General features: G+C 44.4%; 10 protein-coding genes. 8 read left to right on the top strand and 2 right to left on the bottom strand.

Going from position 1 to position 15,280, the window contains the following annotated elements; translation table 11 throughout:
- Positions 1-56 precede the first annotated feature (56 nt).
- Together smpB and accD are read right to left on the bottom strand one after the other, a co-directional pair.
- The gene (smpB, locus tag J7I42_RS25555) at positions 57-494 is read right to left on the bottom strand and encodes an SsrA-binding protein SmpB (RefSeq protein WP_209141721.1); all 438 of its coding nucleotides are present in this window, start codon (positions 492-494) and stop codon (positions 57-59) included.
- A gap of 130 nt (positions 495-624) precedes the next feature.
- The gene (accD, locus tag J7I42_RS25550; RefSeq protein WP_209141720.1) at positions 625-1,536 is read right to left on the bottom strand and encodes an acetyl-CoA carboxylase, carboxyltransferase subunit beta; all 912 of its coding nucleotides are present in this window, start codon (positions 1,534-1,536) and stop codon (positions 625-627) included.
- Positions 1,537-1,998: 462 nt separating this feature from the next.
- Here accD and J7I42_RS25545 point away from each other — a divergent pair, with 462 nt between their 5' ends.
- The 8 genes from J7I42_RS25545 to J7I42_RS25510 all read left to right on the top strand — a co-directional run bounded on the left by J7I42_RS25545 (position 1,999) and on the right by J7I42_RS25510 (position 15,223).
- The gene (locus tag J7I42_RS25545; RefSeq protein ID WP_209141719.1) at positions 1,999-2,715 is read left to right on the top strand and encodes a succinate dehydrogenase cytochrome b subunit; all 717 of its coding nucleotides are present in this window, start codon (positions 1,999-2,001) and stop codon (positions 2,713-2,715) included.
- Positions 2,716-2,808: 93 nt separating this feature from the next.
- Positions 2,809-4,815 (top strand): fumarate reductase/succinate dehydrogenase flavoprotein subunit, encoded by a 2,007-nt coding sequence (locus J7I42_RS25540; protein ID WP_209141718.1) that lies wholly within the window; start codon positions 2,809-2,811, stop codon positions 4,813-4,815.
- 32 nt (positions 4,816-4,847) lie between these two features.
- Positions 4,848-5,612, top strand: a complete 765-nt coding sequence (locus J7I42_RS25535; RefSeq protein WP_236065580.1) for a succinate dehydrogenase/fumarate reductase iron-sulfur subunit — start codon at positions 4,848-4,850, stop codon at positions 5,610-5,612.
- 183 nt (positions 5,613-5,795) lie between these two features.
- Positions 5,796-7,310: a hypothetical protein gene (locus J7I42_RS25530; RefSeq protein WP_209141717.1), complete on the top strand. Its 1,515-nt coding sequence runs from the start codon at positions 5,796-5,798 to the stop codon at positions 7,308-7,310.
- Positions 7,311-7,511: 201 nt separating this feature from the next.
- Entirely contained in the window at positions 7,512-9,017 is a 1,506-nt protein-coding gene (locus tag J7I42_RS25525) for a hypothetical protein (protein WP_209141716.1), read from the top strand.
- Positions 9,018-9,102: 85 nt separating this feature from the next.
- Positions 9,103-10,725, top strand: coding sequence for an ABC-F family ATP-binding cassette domain-containing protein (locus J7I42_RS25520; protein ID WP_209141715.1), 1,623 nt, complete (start codon positions 9,103-9,105; stop codon positions 10,723-10,725).
- Between the two features lie 119 nt (positions 10,726-10,844).
- Positions 10,845-11,567, top strand: coding sequence for a class I SAM-dependent methyltransferase (locus J7I42_RS25515; RefSeq protein ID WP_209141714.1), 723 nt, complete (start codon positions 10,845-10,847; stop codon positions 11,565-11,567).
- Between the two features lie 146 nt (positions 11,568-11,713).
- A complete protein-coding gene (locus tag J7I42_RS25510; RefSeq protein WP_209141713.1) occupies positions 11,714-15,223 on the top strand; it encodes a hypothetical protein in 3,510 nt (1,169 codons plus the stop codon).
- The last annotated feature ends 57 nt before the right edge of the window (positions 15,224-15,280 follow it).

Here is a 15,280-nt window from a genome sequence, read left to right as displayed (position 1 = left end):
AATGGGGGGCAGTCGGCAGACCGGCGTCAACTGGTCAACTGGTTACCTGGTCAACTCTACTTCAAATAACGCTTCATCTCCCTATCCGTATCTCTAGCCTTAATTGTCTCGCGTTTGTCGTAATTCTTCTTCCCTTTGCCAAGGCCAATTTCCATTTTCACAAATCCACGCTCATTAAAGAAAATACGCAGGGGAATTATAGTGAAACCTTTCTCTTTGATCTTGGCTTCCAGTTTACGCAACTCCTTTTTTGTTAAAAGCAATTTGCGTTCCCGGGTAGCGTCGTGAAAGTACAGTGAGCTATGGGAATACTGGCCAATGTGCAGGCTTTTGATCCACAATTCGCCTTTATGAAAAATGCAATAGCTGTCGTTGAAGCTGGCACGTCCGTCGCGCAGTGCTTTCACTTCCGAGCCAATCAATACCATGCCCGCATCGTATTTGTCTTCGATGAAATAATCGTGATAAGCCGAGCGGTTCCTGATATCTGCCATTGGAATTCGAGGTAGGAAGTAAGAAGTATGAAGTAGGATGTAGAAATCTGTCATTCGGAAACATCGACAATTGTCGGCTGCCCGGAATTAGTACATTTCTTACTTCCTACCTCTTACTTCTTACTTCGTATTAATTTTTAAACATGGATAAAACGGTAGCCAGTTTTTCCTTCAATTCTTTCCGTGGAACAATAAAGTCCAGGAAGCCATGTTCCAGTAAGAACTCGCTTCGTTGAAATCCTTCCGGTAAATCTTTTTTAATAGTTTCCTTAATTACCCGCGGACCGGCAAAACCGATCAGGGCGCCTGGTTCGGCAATATTCAGATCACCGAGCATTCCAAACGAAGCCGAGATACCACCAAACGATGGATCGGTTTGTAAGGAGATATAAGGAATTTTTGCATCTGTTAACTGCGATAATTTGCCAGATACCTTCGCCAGCTGCATCAGCGAATAGGCGCTTTCCATCATCCGGGCGCCACCTGATTTACAAATGATCATCAGGGGTATTTTCTCTTCTATGCAAACGTCAATAGCGCGGGCTATCCGTTCACCCATTACACTACCCAGGGAGCCGCCGATGAACTCAAAATCCATACAGCCTACCACAAATGGTATTCCTTTTAAATTCCCTTTCCCAATACGAATGGAGTCGGTAATATCGGTCTTTGACCAAATTTCTTCCAGACGTTTTCCATAATTCTTCAAATCGGTAAAGTGCAAATGGTCTTTGGAACGGATGTTCTCAAAGAGCACCTCGAATTTATTGTCGTCAAAAAGAATTTCAAAATATTCGGCACTACCGATCCGGTGGTGGTGGGTGCATTTAGGGCAAACAAATAAGTTCTCCCTGAGTTCGGTCATGGTGCATATATAGCCACACTCGGGGCATTTGCTCCATAAACCTTCCGGTGTTTCTTTCTTTTCAGCGGTACTGGTTGTGATACCTTTCTTAATGCGTTTGAACCAGCTTCTCTTGGTTTCTTCACCGGTACCGTCTTCGCCTGCTAAGTTGGCTTCAAAATCCTCTTCCTGTTTCATTAAGTAGATTTAAAAGGGGCTAAAGATAGGGAATTTAACAAAATGAGTCCGAATCTCAATCTTTTATACCACCGTAACGTTAAAACCGCCTAAGTATTTTACTTTATGAAAATCATTATTTCTGGGTGAAAGAACTGGTTAGAAAGGAGTGTTTTACAGGAAAATTTTAACAGGGTGTTGATTTTTAAGCTTGCTGCGTTAAATTTGCGGCAAATTTAATGGCTGCTTACAGCGATGGATTTTAAAAAGCTCTTTGTTCTTTAACCTATCTCAATCTAATGCAGGTGTGTTATACCCTTTCAAAAAGTATGATCAATACCTGCGCCCTTAACCTTTTTTCAGATGAAACGTCCTTGGCAAATTTCATTATAGATAGAGGGCAATGATAATTTTGTCGGGCGCGATCACTGTTTGCTGGCAGGCTTGCAGTGTGGACTATCGTATCAATTAATTCATTTTCGCATGAAATGGTCTGAGTTCTTCACGTCTTCGGTAGGTAAAAAGTTAGTAATGGCATTTACCGGGCTGTTCCTGATCTCGTTTCTGATTGTTCACGCCGGGATCAATGCCTGTATTTGGGCCGATCTGGTTGATTCAAATGACAACGGTGAAATGTTTAACAAAGCGGCCCATTTTATGGGTGCGTCCTATGTTATCCGCATTATGGAAATTGGCCTGTTCTTAGGTTTTTTCCTGCACATCATCCAGGGCTATATGCTCGAGTTTAAAAACCGCGCCCGCCGCAAACAAGGTTATCAGGTAGCTATGGGCAGCAAAGGCAGCGCCTGGTACAGAAAATCAATGGGTTTGCTGGGCACCCTCATTCTGCTCTTCCTTATTATTCATATTCAAGACTTCTGGATCCCTTCCCGTATTACTTATGCCACTACACTGGGCGAAGTAACTTACAATAATGGCGCTCCCATTCACGATGTATTCACCAAAATGTTAGTGGTATTTTCATCGGGCTGGGTGGTAGTTATTTACCTGTTGGGATGTTTTTCATTGTGCTGGCACCTGTTGCATGGTTTCCAGAGTTCATTCAGAACTGTGGGCGTGCATAACAAGAAATACGTTGCCATGGCTAAAGGCGCAGGTATCTTTTTCTCTATTTTCATCTCAGTTGTATTTGCATTGATGCCCATCAGTATCTATTATGGTTGGGTGAACAATAATTAAGAACAATAGTTAAGACGTTCATTCATTCAACCATTGACCTCCCGATCACGATCGGTGTTCGTTCACGAAATTTAAAAACAAGAAATTTTAGATATGCTTAATTCAAAAATTCCCGCCGGGCAGTTAGATCTGAAGTGGACTGATTATAAGGGACATTGCAAACTGGTAAACCCTGCTAATAAACGCAAGCTGGAAGTGATCATCGTGGGAACCGGACTGGCCGGTGCTTCTGCTGCTGCCTCCTTAGGCGAACTGGGATATAAAGTAAAAGCATTTTGTTTTCAGGATTCTCCCCGCCGTGCGCACTCCATTGCCGCACAGGGTGGTATTAATGCTGCAAAGAACTATCAAAACGACGGTGACTCCGTTTTCCGTTTGTTCTACGATACTATTAAAGGTGGTGACTACCGCGCCCGTGAGGCCAACGTACACCGCCTGGCTGAAGTGAGCGCTAACATTATTGACCAGTGTGTGGCCCAGGGTGTTCCCCTTGCCCGCGAATATGGTGGCTTGCTCAGCAACCGTTCATTTGGTGGTACACAGGTACAACGTACTTTCTATGCCGCCGGCCAAACCGGTCAGCAGCTGTTGATTGGCGCTTACCAGGCCCTCGAACGCCAGGTAGCCTTGGGTAACGTAACCATGTATACCCGTCACGAAATGCTGGACGTGGTATTGATCAAGGACAAAGACAAAGCCGGTAATGAAGTAGGCGAAGCCAAATGCCGCGGTATCGTTGTTCGTAATCTGATCACTGGTGAGCTGGAACGCCATTTCGGACATGCCGTATTGTTATGTTCCGGTGGTTATGGTAACGTATTTTATTTAAGTACGAACGCCATGGGTAGCAACGTAACCGCTGCCTGGAAAGCACACCGCAAAGGCGCTTATTTTGGCAACCCCTGCTATACCCAAATTCACCCCACCTGTATTCCTGTGAGTGGTGATCACCAGTCGAAACTGACGCTGATGTCTGAATCACTGCGTAACGATGGCCGTATTTGGGTGCCCAAAAAACAGGGTGATAACCGCAAACCAAACGAGATCCCTGAAGAAGAAAGAGATTATTACCTCGAAAGAAGATATCCCGCCTTCGGTAACCTGGTACCACGCGACGTGGCCAGCCGCGCTGCCAAAGAGCGTTGCGATGCCGGTTATGGCGTAGGTTCATCCAAACAGGCCGTTTACCTCGATTACGCCAACGCCATCGAGCGTTATGGTAAGATCGAGTGCGGTAAGCTGGGTATCAGCAATCCTTCTGCTGAAGTGATCCGCAAACATGGTCTGGATGTGGTAAAAGAGAAATACGGTAACCTGTTCGATATGTATGAAAAGATTACCGGTGAAAACCCATACGAAGTACCTATGCGTATTTACCCTGCGGTGCACTACACCATGGGTGGTTTGTGGGTTGACTATGAACTGATGACAACCGTGCCTGGTTTGTATGCACTGGGTGAAGCCAACTTCAGCGATCACGGTGCTAACCGCCTGGGTGCCTCTGCCCTGATGCAGGGGCTGGCCGATGGTTACTTTGTAATTCCTTATACCATTGGTAACTACCTGGCTGATGAAATCTCTACCAAAGCCATTTCATTGGACCATCCGGAATTCGTAAAAACAGAAAAAGATGTTCGCGACCGCATAGAAAAACTGATGAACATCAAAGGATCGCAATCAGTAGAAAGTTTCCATAAACGTCTTGGAAAGATCATGTGGGATAAATGCGGTATGGCCCGTAATGAGAAAGGGCTGCAGGAAGCCATCGTTGAAATTCAACAGCTGAAAAAAGAATTCTGGAGCGATGTGCGTATCCCCGGTGGTATCAGTGAAATGAACCCCGAGCTGGATAAAGCCAACCGCGTCGCTGACTTTATTGAGCTGGGTGAATTGATGTGTAAAGATGCGCTTAACCGCAAGGAAAGCTGTGGTGGCCACTTCCGTGAAGAGTCACAAACCGATGAAGGCGAAGCTGCTCGTAACGATGCCCAGTTCAGCTATGTATCTGCCTGGGAATTCAAAGGCGAAAGCGACTGGCAATTGCACCCGGAAGCGTTGAATTTTGAAGTAGCAAAACCAACTCAGCGCAGTTATAAATAAATTTTAAATTCCCTAATTAACACGTTTATATAATGGAGCACTATAATATGAATCTTACGCTGAAAGTCTGGAGACAAAAGAGTAGCAAGGAGCAAGGCAGATTTGAGACTTACCAGGTAAGCGACATTTCCTCAGAAATGTCTTTTTTGGAAATGATTGATGTGCTGAATGAGCGACTGATAAAAGAAGGAAAAGACCCTATTGCATTTGACCACGATTGCCGCGAAGGCATTTGCGGTGCATGCTCCATGTACATTAATGGCCGCCCCCATGGTCCCTGGCAAGCAAATACAACCTGCCAGTTGCACATGCGTGCCTATAAAGATGGCGATACCATTGTAGTAGAACCCTGGCGTGCAAACAGCTTCCCGGTTATAAAAGACTTGGTTGTTGACCGCACCGCATTCGATCGCATAGTACAGGCTGGTGGATATATTTCTGTAAATACCGGGAATGCCGTTGATGCCAACGCCATGCTCATCGAGAAAGATAAAGCTGATGCTGCATTCGCTGCTGCTGCCTGTATTGGTTGCGGTGCCTGCGTAGCCGCCTGTAAGAACAGTTCAGCTATGTTATTCCTTTCGGCTAAAGTATCGCACCTGGCATTGTTGCCACAGGGTGAACCTGAACGCAAATCACGCGTATTGAACATGGTTCAGCAAATGGATAAAGAAGGATTTGGTTCCTGCACCTTTACCGAAGCTTGCGAAGCGGTTTGTCCGAAAGAGATCTCTGTTACAAATATTTCGCGCCTCAATAAAGAATATATAATCGCCGGTTTAACCGAAGAAAAATAGGTTCTAACAAGAAAGGTTGATAGGGTTGATAGGCTGCCATGTAGTGTATACATGTCAGCTTATCAGCCTTATTTTTTTTCCTGCTTGCAACGAATCTGTCCTGTTAACTGGTCAAACAAACCGTTAAACCTGTACTTTACTATTTTTGTATCCTTTTTTAATTAAATACCAATAGCCATCCATATGACGGGTCTTAAGCGGAAAGATATCTACCTGTTGAGCTTTTTGTTCCTTGTTGTGCTCCTTATATTTTATCCTCTTTTTTTTACTGAATATGCTTACACAGACGAAACTGATCAGCTCTGGAATTACAGGCCTGGAAGCAATTATCGGATGTTTGGGATTCAGGGGAGATGGATCACGGAATGGATGGTCTCCAAATCGTTTGCAGCAATTGATTCCATTCGCGAAATAACCTTCATCAGGATATTTTCCCTGGCCATGTGGTTGGTTTGTATACCGGTATGGTATGTTATAATAAAACGGGTAGTGGCCAAGGATGCTGTTTATGAATACCTGCCTTTTTTTACCTGCCTGTTCCTGGTTACCAGTTTGCAATTTTCAATAATAGTGCAATGGGCCTCCTGTGTTGAAATGGCCATTGCCAATACGGCGGGGTTATTATCTGGCGCCATCTGGTACCTGGCTATCAGGGATAAAGAAAATTTTTGGTCTGTACCTGTACGCCCGGCCCTTGGTGCTATCGTGGCTGGACTGATATCGTTGTTTGCTTATCAAAGCGGGGTTGGCTGCTTTGTGATCCCGTTTTTGTTGCATTATATCTGCGCATTTTCCACCCGTAAAGACGCGGTGTTCATAAAAGGAATAGCGTTCTATTTTGCGCTGTATGCCCTTTATTTCGTTTTATTCAAGCTTTCACTGGTGATCGCACATCTTGGCAGCGATCCCAGGTCTGGTATTACTAAAGACCCGTTGGGTAAAATAACCTATTTTATTGCGCAACCACTTGAACGGTCTTTCTGGTTCAACATTATCGTGAATGAGGATCGTAAATTGTCCTGGTTCGTTGGCAAGGCAATGATGTTGGCTTGGATGGTCCTGGCCTTTATCCGGTTTGGGAAAAAGAACAGGGGATTGGCGGTGAAACATATTGCATTTGCAGGGATGGCATTGGTACTATCCTTTCTGGTGTCTATGGTGGTAAAGGAAAATTATCCCTCCAACAGGACCATGGTTGCGCTCGACTTGTGCGTATTTATCATTTGCGCCGAAATGGTTTTGTATCTCGTAAAAAACAAACAGGCACGCCTGGCAATTGCCGGGATCGTTGCAGGTATATTAATTGTAAGCAGCTGGTATAACTTCAATAAGGTGTTTTTACAACCTGTGCACAAAGAATACATGGCAGTTAAAAACTACGTACACCAGCATTATAATAAGAACATCACCACGGTATACTTCATTATGTCGTCGAGAGAGGCGTTCAAAAAAGAGTTCCATATTCAAGCGACCATGGATGAATTTGGAGTGCCGTCCACTTCCTCTGCTTTTATATGGGTGCCCGAACCGTTGACCCGGCAACTGGTATATGAAAAAACAGGGAACCGGGAAACTGCCAAACAGTTGACCATAAAATACTGGAAGGATGAAGCCGCATTTACCAACTCTGGCGAACGGGTTACCGACAGCACCCTGGTGGTGAACATGCCAGCACTGATAGAGGCCATAAATCCATAAAACAACATTTAAGTAGTACATTAGAAATGAATTAGACCCTTCTTAAAATATTATTGGTTTTCGCTGAAATTAAAAGAATTCCTGCTATTACATAGGGGTAGGTCATAATTAGTGGTTTTATATACGCAACATCATTGTTAACCAGAAGGCGATTGTTAATCAGACATTAACGAAAGTAGTCCGTATTAAAGCTTGCTAAGTATGCACCGTAAAGATTTGTACCTGGTAGGGATTCTCTTGCTTTGTTTACTTTTCATTTTTCTTCCACTTTTTCACAGTGATTACATTTTTATGGATGAGGCCTTACAGTTGTGGGGATATAAGGCTGTTCCTGGCTTTTATATGTTCATAGATGAAGGCCGGTTTTTAACAGAAGCGTTGCAGCGCTGGCTGTTCAATATGATCGATTCCATACATGGCATCATGTACATGCGATTGTTCTCGCTCTTTGGCTGGATGCTGTGTTTACCGATTTGGTATGTTATCATTAACAGGGAAGTGAAAAATGTGCCGCAGTATAAATACCTGCCTTTTTTTACCTGTTTATACCTGATAACCAACCCCTCTTTTTTACTGTCCGTTCAATGGGCTACCTGTTTACAGTTTTGGATCTCACACACTGCATCGGTGCTGGCGGGGGCCATTGTTATAAACAGTCTTCGTTCTGAGGATTTTAAAATTAAAAAGTACCTGGGGGCCGGTATTCTTGCCTTGCTATTAGGCGTTCCAATCCTCTTTTTGTACCAGGGCTCATGGGCTTGTTTTCTGATCCCCTTTTTACTGTTTTTCATTAACCCCTTAAATAAAAATAAAGACAAGGTACTGTTAAGGGGGGCGATCATCCATTTTGCCGTGTATACCGCTTACTTTGTTATATATAAAGCCAGCTTTCTTATCATGGCTGATATCCCGGAAGACCCCCGCAACAAAGTGTATTTAAATCCATTTATAAAGCTGGCGTTCTTTTTGGCCCGGCCATTGGAAAGAAGCTTCCGGTTTACCCTGCTCACTGAAGAAAGAAGCCTTTTTTCGTTGGCATTCTATATACTGTCGGTAGTAAGCCTGGCGTTGCTGACATTTAAAAGGTTTGGCAAAGAAAAAAGGTGGCAAGCTGTTAAACACCTGACTATTGTACTGTTTGGTTTTGGGGTTATATCTTATTTACCCGGTTTGCTGATAGAGGAAAACTATGCTTCGAACAGAACAATGTTTGCATTGAACCTGGTCGTGTTCATCTTTAGTTTTGAAATGGCATTGTATTACATAAAAAACACGCGGATATTGCAGATAGGCGGCCTGGCCATTTTTGTATTTTTTGTTTGGTGCGCCCGCTTTAATTCTTACCAGGGATTTATACGCCCGCAGGTGGCAGAAACGGCGGCATTTCAAGATTACTACCGCCAACATTATACCCCGAAAATGACAACCATTCATTTTATTCAGCCGCCCGAGGATATTTTGGCCAACAAATACCATATTAATTACTCCATGGATGAATATGGCGTGCCCAGCAGTTTCTTTGTTTGGGTGCCAAATCACCTTAGTAAAGAGCTGGTGTACGAAATAACCGGCAACAGGGAGGCTTGCAGAAATCTCTATGTAAAGCAATGGCCCAGTAAAGAGGAGTACGACCGTGCGGGCGAAAAGGTGGATAGTACTGTATTAGTGGTTGATGCTAAGGCAATTATCGATAAAATTGTTCCTTAAGGGTAATCTGGTACTATAAAAATTCATAATTCCCAATTCCCCATTGTTTATCGTACCTTTGCCGCTTCAAAATTTTTGCGCACGTATGATTACAGTGAATAATGTTACCCTATCGTTCGGAAAACGGGTTTTATTCGATGAGGTAAACCTTTCCTTTAGTAAAGGCAATTGCTACGGTGTAATTGGCGCCAATGGCGCCGGAAAGTCTACTTTCCTTAAAATTTTATCGGGTGAAATTGAGCCTAATAAAGGGACGGTTGATATAACACCCGGCGAACGTATGGCTGTGTTGAAGCAGAACCATTTTGAGTTTGACGAATGTACCGTTTTGAATACGGTAATGATGGGGCATAAGAAGTTGTGGGAAGTAATGCATGAGCGTGATGCCATTTATGCCAAGGCCGATTTTACCGAAGAAGACGGTATTCGTGCTGGTGAGCTGGAAGGTGAGTTTGGCGAAATGGGTGGCTATACCGCTGAAAGCGATGCAGCCAGCATGCTCAGTGAACTGGGGGTTAAAGATGAAGTGCACCAGTTGCTGATGAAAGATATCAGTGGGGCTATGAAGGTTCGGGTACTGTTGGTTCAGGCATTGTTTGGTAACCCCGACATCCTGATCCTCGATGAGCCTACCAACAACCTCGATGTGGTGACCATTTCCTGGCTTGAGAACTTCCTGGCAGAATATGAGAACATCGTAATTGTAGTATCGCACGACCGTCACTTCCTCGATGCCGTATGTACGCATGTGGCCGACGTTGACCGTCAAAAGATTAAGATCTACACCGGTAACTATACCTTCTGGTACGAAAGTAGCCAGTTGGCTGCCCGTCAGTTGGGTGATAAGAACAAGAAGATGGAAGAAAAGCGTAAAGACCTGATGGAGTTCATCGCCCGGTTTAGCGCCAATGCCTCCAAATCAAAACAGGCTACTTCCCGTAAGAAAGCGCTCGAAAAACTGGTTATTGAAGACATCACGCCTTCAAACAGAAAATACCCCGGTATCATTTTCAAACAACAACGCGAAGTTGGTAACCAGATCCTGAATGTAGAAAAGCTGTCAAAATCTGTAGAAGGTAAACCGCTTTTCAAAGACATCAGCTTTACCTTGAACAAGGGTGATAAAGTTGCTATTGTTGCTGATGACCATATGGCCATCACCGCCTTCTTTGAGATCATCAATGGAGAACAAACTGCAGATAGCGGCAAATACGAATGGGGTGGGACCGTAACAAAGGCCTATTTGCCAAACGATAACTCAAAATATTTTGCCGAACAGGGCAACCTGAACCTGATGGATTGGTTACGTCAATATGTGCCGCCACATGTAACTGATGTGGATGAGCCGTTCCTGCGTGGCTTCCTGGGTAAAATGTTATTCACCGGCGACGAGATCATGAAGAAAACAGGCGTTTTGAGTGGAGGTGAAAAAGTACGGTGTATGGTTAGCCGTATGATGTTGCAGGACCCCAATGTGGTGATCCTCGATGAGCCTACCAACCACCTTGACCTGGAGTCGATCCAGTCGTTCAACGAAAGCATGACCAACTTTACCGGTATTGTTATGCTGTCATCGCATGACCATACCTTTATGCAAACCGTTGCCAACCGCGTCATTGAACTTACATCAACCGGAGCCATCGACAAACTGATGAGCTTTGATGAATACCTCGAAAAAAAACAGGCTAATAAATTAGTGTTGGCCTAACTATAAAGTGGTAATATTTTTCAACCCCTTCCGGCTTTTCGGGAGGGGTTTTTATTTTATATCCCTTATCTTTAGTGAACTCGATAATTAGGAATCAGACACCTATCTAACGTACACATATGAGCACAACTGGCTGGGGGAATTTCTGGCAAGATCAACGGCAGTCGTTTTATGCGGTCATGAAAATGGCTACCAGTTATTTTGTTTCGAAGTTTGAGAAACAATATTCACTGAAGCCAACCGACGAAATTTTCGATTATGGGTGTGGTCCCGGTTTTGTGGCCGATTCCCTGGCCGGCAGGGATAGTAAGATCACAGGGGCCGATATCAATGATTTCTTTATCGCCGAATGCCGTAAAAATCATCCCGGTGGCCAATTCATGGTCATCACTACCAACACCGCCGACAATAAAAAGATCCTGGAAGAACAGTTGAGCGGCAGGCAATTCGATTACATCCTGCTTTTAAGCATCATACAATACTTTAAAAGTTCGAACGACCTCGATGAGGTGATCGACCTGCTTCGCGGGTATTTAAAAGCGTCCGGTAAACTCATTATTGCCGATGTGCTGGATGAAAACACCTCTTCCATCAAAGATGCTTTTTCGCTCCTTATGCATTGTATTAGAAAGGGTAGAATAGGGGCCTTTGTTGGATTCATCTCTTACCTGATGTTCTCAGATTACCGGAAAATTTCAAAGCAGAACAAACTGCTCCTTTTTTCCGAAGAAACCATTCGCGCCATCGCCGCCAGCAATGGCCTGCGCTGCGAAAAGGTAAATGGGCTCACCCTCCAAAAGTCCCGGTCAAACTACGTTTTAAGTCATGCTGCCGTAAAATGATCGATTCAACCTGGTTACAGATCGATAAAATTCCAGTTCATGCAATAAATGCTAACTTTAAGCGCTATGGTTACCAAACCACATCTTTTCAACAGGAACCGTAAGCCCTCTCTTGAAAAGGTGCCATAAAAAATCTAACTAGGTTGTTGATCGGGAAGAACCTGATACTGTGCTTTTGTTTTTGTATTGGCTGGCTGCTGGCTGTTGCCCAGTCTCCGCGTTCCGGTACGCCAGGGTCGAACCTGCGTAAAAAGGTGGTTTCCGCCAAACAACCCGCCATACAACTCGATAGCCTGAGCCTGGTACCCGGTACCGTTCGCATCGCTGGTATTCCCGATAGCCTGTACGAGATTGACTTTGTAAATGCCCGCCTCACCTGGAAACAGTTGCCCCCGCTCGATAGTGTGATCATTCATTACCGGGTTTTCAGGACCCGCCTGAACGCCGCGGTGAGCCGTATGCAGTATGACAGCATCATGAACAATTTTATGGGGCAGCCCTTTGTGCCCGATTACGTGGGAATAGGAGGGGCAGGCGATGGCTTTTTCAACTTCGGGAATATCAATTACAACGGTAGCTTTGGCCGCGGTATTTCCTTTGGTAATAGCCAGGATGCCGTGTTTACCAGTAACCTGAACCTACAGCTGAGCGGTTACCTGGCCGATAGTATTGAAATTGTGGCCGCCATTACCGATAACAACATTCCCATACAACCCGATGGCACCACGCAACAGCTGAATGAGTTTGACCGCATTTTTCTACAGTTTAAGAAAAAGAACTGGCAGCTAAGCCTGGGCGATATCGACATCAGACAGCAACAAAGCTATTTCCTCAGTTTTTATAAACGCCTGCAGGGGGTGGCGTTTGAAACCACTGCCGCTATTACCGATAGCATTATAAACAAGACCATGGTCAGCGGGTCCATTGCTAAAGGTAAATTCACCCGTAATACCTTAACAGTACAGGAAGGCAATCAGGGACCTTATCGTTTACAGGGGGCCAATAACGAATTTTATTTTGTGGTGTTGGCCAATACAGAGCGGGTATACATTGATGGCGTATTAATGCAGCGTGGGGAAGACAGGGACTATGTGATCAATTACAATACGGCGGAAATTTCGTTCACCCCCAAACAGATGGTCACCAAAGACAAGCGGATAGTAGTGGAGTTTGAATACGCCGACCGCAATTACCTGAACTCGAATATTTATGTGACCAATGAAACCGATTTTAACCGGAAGGTAAAATTAAAGCTGGGCTATTTTAGTAATTCCGATGCTAAAAGCTCGCCCATCAATCAAAGCCTGGATGCCGATCAAAAGAACTTTTTAAGGAACCTGGGCGACAGTATAAACCAGGCGTACTATCCTTATGCGGCCATAGATACATTTAAGACTGGCACTATTCAGTATAAAAAGATCGATACTGTTTACAACGGTGGGAACCATGACTCCGTGTTTGTATATTCCACCAATCCCGACGACGCCAAATACTCCCTTTCGTTTGTTGAAGTTGGCGTTAATCAGGGAAACTACATTCCCGATCTCAATGGGGCCAATGGAAAAGTATATCGTTGGGTACAACCGGTGAATGGCGTAAAGCAGGGTAACTTTGAACCGGCTATGTTTTTGGTAACCCCCAAAAAGCAGCAGGTGGCCAACATGGGGGTTGAATACAACATCACAAAGAATATGGTGTTGAATACCGAAGTAGCTACCAGTAATTATGATGTAAACACGTTTTCAAATATTGATAAAGACAATGACCGGGGCTATGCGGCCAAAGTAGATTTCAAGAATACCATTCCTGTTAAAGGGTCGAAAAAAGAAATGAAATTCACCACCGACCTGGGGTATGAGTATGTAGATTCCCGGTTTAAACCACTGGAACGGTTAAGAAATATTGAGTTTACCCGCGACTGGGGGCTTCCGCTTTTATTGACCACCCCGGTAAATGAGAATATAGTAACTGCCGGTATGCAGTTGTCGGACAAAAAAAATAATTCATTGCGGTATCAGTTCACTGAATACAACCGCGGCTCTTCATTTACCGGATTGCGACACAGCGTTACACACGTTCAGGATATTAAAGGGTGGATGTTCAACAACCAGTTCACGATCTCTAATATTGATGCTACCGATAGCAAGGGGTATTTCTGGAGGCCTACCATCTCTATCTCCCGGCAGTTCCCCAAACTAAAACATTACATCATAGGCGGAGCTTATGCAGTGGAGCATAATGCTATTCGCGATAAGCTCGACAATACCATGGAGCCGCAAAGTTTTTCTTTTACCAATGCGTCTGCCTATTTAAAATCAAACCCCAGCAATCCCAATCACTGGGGCGTAAACTGGTTTACCCGTACCAATTCATATCCCTTATTTGAAAGTTTGGTAAAAACCGACCGTAGCCAGAACGTAACCCTGACGGGTGATCTGACCAAAGACCCGCGGCACCAGTTCCGGTTTACGAGCACTTATCGTAAACTGCAGGTACTTGATAGTACGTTGACTGGTCAGTTGCCGGAAGAAAGTTTGTTAGGGCGGGCCGAGTACCAGGTAAATGTAATGAACGGCTTAATGACGGGAAACCTGTTGTATGAAGTAGGGGCGGGGCAGGAGCAAAAACGGGATTATTCCTACCTGGAAGTTCCGGCCGGACAGGGCCAGTACACCTGGATAGATTATAACAGCGATGGTATCCAGCAGTTAAATGAATTTGAAGTAGCCCTGTTCCAGGACCAGGCAAAATTCATTCGCATTTTTACCCCTTCCAATGTATATGTAAAAGCCAGCTACAATACCTTTAATTACAGCATTAACCTGAATCCACGGGCCGCTATTAACCTGGCCAAAGCAACTGGTGTGCGCAAGTTCATCTCAAAAATAAACCTGCAGTCATCGCTGCAGATCAATAAAAAAGAGGTGGCAGATCAGTTGGTGCAGTTCAACCCATTCAAGGCGCCCCTGAACGACACCTCACTGCTTACGCTTAACAAAAGCTTTGTGAACACGTTCTCGTTTAACCGCTTTAGCCCTAAATGGGGGTTCGATGTTACCAATTCGCGTAATGATGCCAAATCGTTGCTTACCTATGGTTATGAAAGCCATAAGCTGGATGAATGGACGGTACGCACCCGCTGGAATATTTCCAAAATGTTTGCATTGGAGTTAACCGGTAAGTCGGGCCTTAATCAACTGATCACTTCCAATGCCAAGTTTGATAACCGCAATTACCTCATAAAACAATATTCGGCCGAACCCAGGTTCACCCTTACAAAGGGTACCAATTTTAGAATGGGGGTGGGATATAAGTACAGCGATAAAAACAATGAGCAGGGCAGCCAGGAAAAAATGAAGTCAAATTCACTGACCAGCGATGTGAAGTATAATATTTTACAAAGCACTTCTATAAATGCCAAGTTCACTTATTCAGAAATCTCTTTTACTTCGTACGATGGGGTGCCCAATCCAAATTCATCATCAGGATATATCATACTGGAAGGGTTACAGCCAGGAAAGAACTATTTATGGACGCTGGACCTTACCAAAAGATTGATGAATAACCTGGAGTTCAGTATGCAATATGAAGGACGTAAACCGGGCACATCCAGGATCGTTCATATAGGAAGGGCTTCTATCAGAGCATTATTATAATGAAGATGATACAGGGACAAAAAATAACCCCGACGGTTACCGTCGGGGTTATTCTTT

The sequence above is a fragment of the Niastella soli genome (assembly GCF_017742245.1).
GTDB classification, from domain to species: domain Bacteria; phylum Bacteroidota; class Bacteroidia; order Chitinophagales; family Chitinophagaceae; genus Niastella; species Niastella soli.
Note: the sequence above shows the minus strand (reverse complement) of the source record. Positions and strands in the feature narration are given on the sequence as shown.